We start from the raw sequence: 1,762 nt of genomic DNA, 5'->3' as shown, positions 1-1,762 counted from the left end.
TTGCAGGATAATCAGGCAGAAAAGAAACTTAAATTATCTTAAAATAAGGAAAAATGATGAAAATGCAAATACGGAATTAAGCAAAAAAATGAAAAAAGTAATGATTATGTCCGAAAACTCCTTCACGATTTTTGTTTTTGCATAAATCTCCTAATTCCGAAAATCAATAATAAACCAAAGACCAAATATAGTGCCGATGTTGCACTGATTGAAGCACTCATACCGTATTTTGTGCTGGCGTAAGCAATGGCAATCGGAGCGATTCCACCACCAAACCAGCCGATTGAGTTCATAAAACCAACGGCAGTTGCACGGTTTTTGGGTTTTACGACATCGTGCAGCGATGCCCAAATATTGGCATCATAAAGCCCTTTGAAATAGCCAAAACCTATGAGAGCAATAATCAAAATCGGTATTGAGAGTGTCCAGCCTGCCAAGAAGATAAATGGTACGCCCATTATCAAACCAATACTTTGGGCCATCATACGGCCGCCTCGGTAGGTTTTTACTAATTTATCAGCTAAAAATCCGCCCGAAATAACTCCCAAAACCGATGCCATTTGCAAATAGAAGGTAGCGTTTAGCCCCGCCATCGAAAGGCTCATATTGAATTTATTGTAGAGAAACGAAGGCATCCAAGTCAAGAAAATACTGGCCACGAAATTTGCTCCGACAAAAACTGCCACCAAAATCCAAACCATTGGTTGCTTGAAAACTTGCTTGATGCTATCAAAAATATTGCCTTGTTTCAAGTCAAGCAATACGTGCGAGCCGTCTTCAATTTCTTCATATACTTCGGCTTGTCCACGAACGGGTTCTTTCAGAAAACCCAGCAAAACAACTCCCAAAAGCACGCCAAGCCCACCGAAAAGATAAAAACTTGTGTGCCAACCATAGTATTGTCCCATGAAGCCCGCAACCGTTCCGCCCGCAATCGTACCTGCATAAACACTTGATTGGTGAAACGACATCGCTTTCGAGCGGGTTTCTTTGCTATGATAATCGCTCAGCAGCGACATAGACGCAGGAAAATAAAAGGCTTCGCCAAAACCTTCTAAGGCTCGGCAAATAACTAAATGAATATAATCAGTAGAAAGTGCAGTTCCGATTGTAACAAGCGACCAAAAAATAAGTCCACCGATGATGAGAGTTTTACGCTGAAATCTATCGCCAACAATGCCTGCTATTGCTCCGAAACCAGCATAAACCCACATGAAGGCTGCTCCAACTATGCCAAGCTGAACATCGCTCAGACCCATTTCTTGTTTCAACAATGGAAATACTGAAAAGATAGCTTGGCGGTCGGCGTAGTTGAAGAAACATACGAACCATAACATAAAAACAACCCACCATTTGTAGTTTTTGCTCATGTAGTTTTCATTAATTTCTGCAAAATACTTTGAAAAATTTTATGCTGAAACTATTTGTTGTTTTTCGGGTAAAAAATTTGATAATTTAAAGATGAAGTTGCTTGAAAAGTAATTTATAAATTGAGAGATAAATACTGTCAACTAATCCTCAGTCTTACTTTTTTTTGAAAAAAAGTAACAAAAAAACACGAATCATACAATCACCTCTTGAAAAATTTGGTAAGAGTTGAAAAGAACTTTACATTTATTTGAACCAAATTTTTCAAACGGCGTGTATGATTCATTTAAGGTAGGTATTTAGTAATTTTACTTTTCATAGTCGGATATTTCAGACATAAAAAAAACGGTTTGAAGAATGTTCTCCAAACCGTTTTTATGTTCATTTTCTGAAA

The 1,762-nt window shown here is 38.0% G+C and carries 1 protein-coding gene; it reads right to left on the bottom strand.

Annotated elements, in window-relative coordinates:
- Positions 1-122: 122 nt before the first annotated feature.
- Positions 123-1,370 (bottom strand): MFS transporter, encoded by a 1,248-nt coding sequence (locus ACOVO2_RS16515; RefSeq protein ID WP_421771039.1) that lies wholly within the window; start codon positions 1,368-1,370, stop codon positions 123-125.
- Between the last annotated feature and the right edge of the window lie 392 nt (positions 1,371-1,762).

Origin of the sequence: Emticicia sp., assembly GCF_049241225.1 — a bacterium.
GTDB lineage: Bacteria > Bacteroidota > Bacteroidia > Cytophagales > Spirosomataceae > Emticicia.
The sequence above is the reverse complement of the archived record's forward strand: the minus strand, read 5'-3'. Positions and strand labels throughout refer to the sequence as shown.

What these genes read in the sequence shown, in the direction of transcription:
- ACOVO2_RS16515 (WP_421771039.1), bottom strand. Translation starts at nt 1,370, where the DNA reads ATGAGCAAAAACTACAAATGGTGGGTTGTTTTTATGTTATGGTTCGTA.